The organism is Microbispora sp. NPDC046933 (assembly GCF_040644635.1).
Lineage (GTDB): Bacteria > Actinomycetota > Actinomycetes > Streptosporangiales > Streptosporangiaceae > Microbispora.
In genome coordinates this window covers 288,533-294,936 of sequence record NZ_JBEYWW010000007.1, presented here as the reverse complement: position 1 = coordinate 294,936, position 6,404 = coordinate 288,533, and the positions used below count along the sequence as shown (strand labels likewise).

General features: G+C 72.1%; 5 protein-coding genes and 1 riboswitch. Of the genes, 2 read left to right on the top strand and 3 right to left on the bottom strand.

Annotated elements, in window-relative coordinates; all coding sequences use genetic code 11:
- Positions 1-94: 94 nt before the first annotated feature.
- The 3 genes from ABZ857_RS12565 to ABZ857_RS12555 form a co-directional block, all read right to left on the bottom strand.
- Positions 95-655 (bottom strand): C40 family peptidase, encoded by a 561-nt coding sequence (locus tag ABZ857_RS12565; protein WP_357041862.1) that lies wholly within the window; start codon positions 653-655, stop codon positions 95-97.
- A 74-nt stretch (positions 656-729) separates the two neighbouring features.
- A riboswitch (cyclic di-AMP (ydaO/yuaA leader) is annotated at positions 730-884 on the bottom strand.
- 313 nt (positions 885-1,197) lie between these two features.
- A complete protein-coding gene (locus ABZ857_RS12560; protein WP_357041859.1) occupies positions 1,198-2,160 on the bottom strand; it encodes a C40 family peptidase in 963 nt (320 codons plus the stop codon).
- A 136-nt stretch (positions 2,161-2,296) separates the two neighbouring features.
- On the bottom strand, positions 2,297-3,613 hold the full coding sequence (locus ABZ857_RS12555) for an NYN domain-containing protein (RefSeq protein WP_357041856.1): 1,317 nt from the start codon (positions 3,611-3,613) through the stop codon (positions 2,297-2,299).
- A 320-nt stretch (positions 3,614-3,933) separates the two neighbouring features.
- On the opposite strand from ABZ857_RS12555, the gene ABZ857_RS12550 reads away from it, so the two are divergent.
- Both ABZ857_RS12550 and ABZ857_RS12545 read left to right on the top strand, forming a co-directional pair.
- The gene (locus ABZ857_RS12550; RefSeq protein ID WP_357041854.1) at positions 3,934-4,503 is read left to right on the top strand and encodes a GNAT family protein; all 570 of its coding nucleotides are present in this window, start codon (positions 3,934-3,936) and stop codon (positions 4,501-4,503) included.
- Positions 4,504-4,649: 146 nt separating this feature from the next.
- Positions 4,650-6,371 carry a DEDD exonuclease domain-containing protein gene (locus ABZ857_RS12545; RefSeq protein ID WP_357041851.1) on the top strand — a complete coding sequence of 574 codons (1,722 nt, stop codon included), beginning with the start codon at positions 4,650-4,652 and terminating at the stop codon, positions 6,369-6,371.
- Positions 6,372-6,404 lie beyond the last annotated feature (33 nt).

Below are 6,404 nucleotides of genomic sequence, written 5' to 3'. Positions count from 1 at the left end.
CGTAACCAGCACTTGTCACGGCCCCGTCCACCTCGGCGAGGTGGACGGGGCCGTACGGACGGCGCCGGTCGAGGGGGCTGGTGACCGGTGCCCGTCAGACGCCCGGGCGGACGGCACCCACGAAGGTGCTCCTCCGGTAGGCGTCCAGCTTGTCGATCCGGACCCGCGTGCCGCTGTGCGGAGCGTGGACCATCCTGCCGTGGCCGACGTACATGCCGACGTGGCCGCCGCCGCTGGTGAAGATCAGGTCACCGGGCTTGAAGTGACCCCAGGACACCTTCTTCCTGACCGCGCCGCGGATGGACCAGGTCGTGCGCGGCAGCCGTACGCCCGCCTTGCGCCAGGCGTACTGGACCAGGCCCGAGCAGTCGAACGCGCCCGGTCCCGTGGCCCCGTAGCGGTAGGGGTCGCCGATCTGCTTCTTCGCGACCTTCACCGCGCGCTGGGCCTTGGCCCGCTGGAGCGCGGCCCTGCTGGCCTTCCGCTTGGCGGCGCGCTTCCTCGTCTGCTGCTTTCTCGCTGCGGCCTTGCGGGCGGCGGTGTTCGCGCTCGTCGCCGTGGCCGTCTTCGTCGCTGTGGCCGTCTTCACGACCGTGACCGTCACCGTGTCGGCCGCCGCCGGATGCGCACCGGCGACCCCTACGGATGCCGTCAAAGCGGCACCTCCAAGGGCAATTCGGGCAATACGGGACAGGCTAGCGGGGGTGGTAGACAGGATCTCTCCTCGGGTCTTCCGCTCACGCCTACCGGGTTAGCTGACGGGTTCGGGCGGGGAAGTCGCCCTACGGCGCGCGATGCGCCGATTCACCCCGGACCTTCGCGTGAAGGTCGATGGTTCCCCGGCTCCGTGCCTCCTGACTGCACGGACTCGGCAGGCCACCGGCGCCGGGGGATCCCGCGAAGGGGGGTGATGGAGGGCGCCGATGACGGTGGATGACCGCGCGACCGGCCGGCCGGACCGGACGCGCGGCGGCGAGGCGTGCTCGCCGCGGCCCAGAAGCTACCGAGGACCCGCCGCGTTCGGCAAAGCCCTCCCACCGGATAAAGATCGGATAACGAACGCCGCGGAGAAGAAACCGCAGCTTACCCGCACCGCGAACGGCTAAGTGTGACTCTGCTCACAATCTTGGCAACAAGGGCTAAACCAGGTCACATGAGTCACAAAAGGTACAAAAGATCACAGAGATGGACGACGCCTCAGGGGCGGACAGCTCCGATCGCGTGATACTCGGCGAGTGTGACAATCTTCACAACGTCACCGGTCTGCGGCGCGTGGACGACCTTGCCGTCGCCGGCGTAGATGCCGACGTGTCCGTATCCGGCATGCCAGAGCAGGTCGCCCGGCTGGAGCTCGTCCAGCGAGACCCTGCGGCTCGCGCCCCAGGCCCACTGCTCGTAGCTCGTCCGGGGCAGCGTCACGCCCGCCGCCGCCCATGCGGCCTGCACGAGCCCTGAGCAGTCCCACGCGCCCGGCCCGGTGCCCCCGTAGCGGTACGGCTTGCCGACCTGCTTGTAGGCGAACTGGAGGGCCGCCAGCGCGTTGCCGGACGCCGGTCCGGCGTAGACGACGCCGGCGCTGTTGGGGTTGCCGGGGTTGTACGTCCCGAGCGAGCGCAGCAGCTTCATCTGCTCTCTGACGAGCTTGTCGACCTTCTCCTTCTCGTCGGCCAGCTCGCTCCTGACGTCGGAGGCCTCCTTGTACAGCGCCTTGCTCTGGTCGCGGCGGTCCTTGAGGCCCTGGATGGCGCTCTCGTACTCCCTGAGCCGCCCTGCCCGCTCGGCCGACATGTGGTTGAGCGTGGCCAGGCCGCTGAGCATGGCATCGGGGTTGGAGCTGTAGAAGACGCCGCCCCACGACCCCATCTCGCCGACCTGGTAGCTGCTGACGGCCATCGTGACCAGCCCGGAGCGCAGCGTCTCGACCCGGACGTTCTGCTTCTTGAAGTCGTCGTTGATCGCGAGGTACTTCTGCCTCGCCTTCTTCCACTTCTCGTTGGCCGAGTTGTAGCGGTCCACCAGCTTGTCGGCCTGCTCGTTGAGCTTGTTCAGCTTCGCCTTGGCCTGCGCGACTGTGGGCTTCGGATCCGCCTGCGCGCCCGCCATCGGCGTCAGCAGGACCACGGCGGCCAGACCCGCGGCCACCGGCACACGCCCTCGCACTGAGGCCCCCTCTGGATCAACGAAACCTGCGGCGCGACTCTATCTAGGCGATCTTGATGCTTCAACCTATTCGCAGGTATTCGCGGCACTCATCACTCAGGGCGACGACGCCGGTCCGGAGCGTGCGTACGGCCGTTCAGCCGCGGCCGAGACGGCGCAGCAGCAGGAGCGAGGGCACCGGCCGGGCACCCATGCGGCGCACCGACTCGGCCACCTCGCGGTCGGAGGAGACCACCGCGATGGCCCGCCCCGGCGGCTCCGCCCGCACCAGCGTGCGGATGAGGTCGTCGGCGATCTCCCCGGGCGCGCTGAACATCACCCGCACTCCGCGCGGCGCGGACACCTGGACGGGCCCGTTCAGCTCGGCGCCGTCGAAGACGCACGTCACCTCCGCCCGGGTTTGCACCGCGAGCCCGCCGAGCCCGGTCAGCAGCCGGGCCCGCTGGTCGGCGAGGGTCAGCGACGGGTAACCGGTCTTGGTCACGTTGTAGCCGTCGACGATCAGATGCAGGTGGGGAATGGCCAGGAGCTGGTCGAGGAGCTGGGGGTCGTCGTTGGCCAGCGCCCGCGCGGGCACGGCCGTCACGCCCGGCTCGCCAGGCAGGACCGCGTTCACGTAGTCGGCCGGCCTGCTGATCGTTGTGGGCAGGCCGAGCTCCTTGCGCAACCCGGCGGCGGCGTCCTGGAGCGCGTCCAGCAGCACCCGCACCCGGGCGTCCTCGATGCTGCGGCCCTCGCGGGCGGCCCTGCGGCTGGCCTCCAGCTGGCGCTCGGCGTCCGCCAGGCGCTCCCTGAGGCGGCGCAGCTCGGTCTCGGCCGCGCCGTTGACGCTCGAGGCCCTGGCCCGCGCCTCGGCCGTCTCGGCCTCCAGCTCAGCGGCCCTGGTCTCGGCGGCCTTGACCCGCTCGCGGGCGTCGTGCAGCTTGCGCCGCAGGTCGGAGTTCTCCGCGCGGGCCGCCCTGAGCTGCTCGCGCACCCGGTCGATCTCCTCCTTGGCGGAGGCACGCTGCGCCGCGAGCTGCTCGCGCAGCCGCGTCTCCGCCTGCTCCCGCTGGGTGCCCGCCACGGCGGCCTGCTCCAGGTCGGTCCGGGCCTGCTCGACCAGGCCCGGCCAGCCGGGCGGCCGGGTCAGGTACGCCGCCGCCGCGACCAGCACCGGCTCGGCCGCGGGAGGCACCGTGCCCTCGGCCAGGCTTGCCACCAGCTCGGGCCAGGCGGCCTCCACCGTCTCGGCCACCCGCTCGCGGAACTCCTTGTCGTTCTCCAGCTGGGCCGCGATCGGCGCGCTGCCCAGACGGGCGCGCTTGCGCGGGTCGAACCTGGCGATGTTGCGCAACGGTGGCGGCACGGCCGCGGCGGGCATCGAGCCCAGCACCTGCGCCGCGACCTCCACCACGTGTAAACGGACCTGCTCGGGCAACGGACGAGACAGGCCTTCTCCGGCTGAACTCATCTCGTCGCTCCTCGGCCGTGTCCTACAGATCTTCTGCCCACTGCGGTCGCCCCGCGGCGCCTCGCGGTGCTGTCGCCCCCGAGTGCGAGAACGTCCCGATGCCCGCGTCCGCGAGGCGTGAACCTCGCGGCGCGCCCACCGGGCCGCCTCACACGGCAAGATCTGCGAGACACTCCCTTGTTCTTGTCTTCCTCCAAGGGTACGGCCGTCGCACCGTGTCCACGTCGCGTTCATGATCTGTCACCGCGCCCCCGCACCGGAAGGGCCGGGCGCGGCACCCCCGCCGGAGGGCGCCTGCCCCCGTCCGTACGCTTGGCGGCGTGTTCACCCCGCCGTTCCCCATCACGACCCCCCGGCTGGTCCTGCGCCCCTTCACCGAGGCCGACCTCGACGACCTGCACGCCTTCCACTCCCTTCCGGAGGTGACCAGATACCTCTACTGGGACGCCCGTACGCGGGAGGAGACGAAGGCCGCGCTCGACCGGAAGATCGCCTGCGCGTCGCTCCGAGGCGACGGCGACGTGCTCAGCGTGGCCGCCGCGCCGGCCGGCGGCGGGCCCGTGATCGGGGACCTCACGCTGTTCCTGCGCAGCCGCGAGCACCGCCAGGGCGAGATCGGCTTCGTCTTCAACCCGGCCTACCAGGGCCGCGGCCTGGCCACCGAGGCGGCCCGCGAGATCCTGCGGATCGGGTTCGAGGGTCTCGGGCTGCACCGGATCCACGGCAACTGCGACGCGCGCAACACCTCCTCGGCCCGTCTCATGGAACGGCTCGGCATGCGCCTGGAGGCCCGCCTGGTGGAGAACGAGTTCTTCGCCGGCGCGTGGAGCGACGAACTGATCTACGCGATGCTGGCCCGCGAGTGGCGGGCCGGAGCGGCCCGCGCGTAGCCCTCCGACCGGGCCGCTGACATCGCCGTGCCCGCCGGGCCCGGGTCAGCTCCTCGCCGAACCCGGTGACCCACGCCCTGCCCTTTCCGGACCTCCCCATGGGGCGGGGGCGGCAATTGTCGGTCGGGACTTCTATGGTCATGGGCGTGGATGCGGTACAGGGCACGCTGGACGAGCTCGGCACTCCCCTGCGGGAGGTGACGTTCGTCGTCTTCGACCTGGAGACCACCGGCGGGTCGCCCGCGGAGCACGCCGTCACGGAGATCGGCGCCGTGAAGGTGCGCGGCGGCGAGGTGATCGGCGAGTTCGCCACGCTGGTCGACCCCGGCGGCCCGATCCCGCCGTTCATCTCCGTGCTGACCGGCATCACCGACGCGATGGTCGTGGCCGCGCCGAAGTTCTCCGAGGTGCTGCCGAGCTTTCTGGAGTTCATCGCCGGGGCGGCGCTGGTGGCGCACAACGCGCCGTTCGACATGTCGTTCCTGAAGGCGGCGTGCCAGGTCAACGGCTACCCGCCCCCGGCCAATCCGGTGGTGGACACGGCCGACCTCGCGCGCCGCGTGCTGACCCGCGACGAGACCCCCAACTGCAAGCTGGCCACCCTCGCGCGGATCTTCCGCAGTTCCACCGAGCCCTGCCACCGGGCCCTGGCCGACGCCAAGGCCACGGTCGACGTGCTGCACGGCCTCATCGCGCGGGTCGGGTCGCTCGGCGTGCACACGCTGGAGGACCTGCGCGGCTTCGTGCGCGCCCCCACGCCGGAGCAGCAGCGCAAACGCCATCTCGCCGACGGGGTGCCCGGCGCGCCGGGCGTCTACATCTTCGAGGACGCCAAGGGCGAGGCGCTCTACATCGGGAAGAGCTCCAACCTGCGCAACCGCGTGCGCAGCTACTTCACCGCGAGCGAGACCCGCTCGCGCATCCGCGAGATGGTCGGCATCGCCGAGCGGGTCAGGACGATCGTCTGCGCCACCGCGCTGGAGGCGGAGATCCGCGAACTGCGGATGATCGGGGCGACCAAGCCGCGCTACAACAGACGGTCCCGCTTCCCGGAGCGGGCGGTCTGGCTCAAGCTGACCGACGAGCCGTTCCCCCGGCTCAGCGTCGTCCGGGAGGTGCGCGACGACGGGGCGGCCTACCTCGGCCCGTTCGGCAGCAGCCGCACCGCCGACGACGCGCGCACGGCCATGCACGAGGCGCTGCCGCTGCGCCAGTGCACCGAGCGGTTGTCGGCCCGCGTGCGGCGGCCCGCCTGCGCGCTCGCCGAGATCGGCCGCTGCGGCGCGCCCTGCGAGGGCCGCGAGAGCGAGGAGAGCTACGCCCGCCACGTCCGCCGCGCCCGGCGCGCGATGGAGCTCGACGCGGAGGCGGTCTTCTCGGCCATGGAGGCGCGCATGCGGCGCCTGTCGGCCGACCAGCGCTACGAGGAGGCGGCCGTCGACCGGGACCGGCTCGCGGCCTACGTCAGGACCGCCGCGCGCATGCAGCGCCTGCGCTCGCTGACCGGCATCCCGCAGATGGTCGCGGCCAGCCCCGCCTTCGACGGCGGCTGGGACATCCACGTCATCCGGCACGGCAGGCTCGCGGCGGCCGGCGTGATGCCCCGGGGCGCCCACCCCACGCCGTACGTGGACGCGCTGGTCGCCACGGCGGAGACGGTCGCCCCCGGTCCCGGCCCCACCCCGGCCGCCAGCGCCGAGGAGACCGAGTGCGTGCTGCGCTGGCTCGACTCCCCCGGCGTGCGCCTCGTCCAGGTCGACGGCACCTGGAGCCTTCCCGCGTACGGCGCGGGGCGGCTGGTCGAGCGCATCGAGCGCGCCTACCGGCACCAGCGCGGCGACCGCCGTGAGGGACGGCCCCTGCGGTGACAAGGCGGAAGTGGCACTAATGTCGGGAGCGAC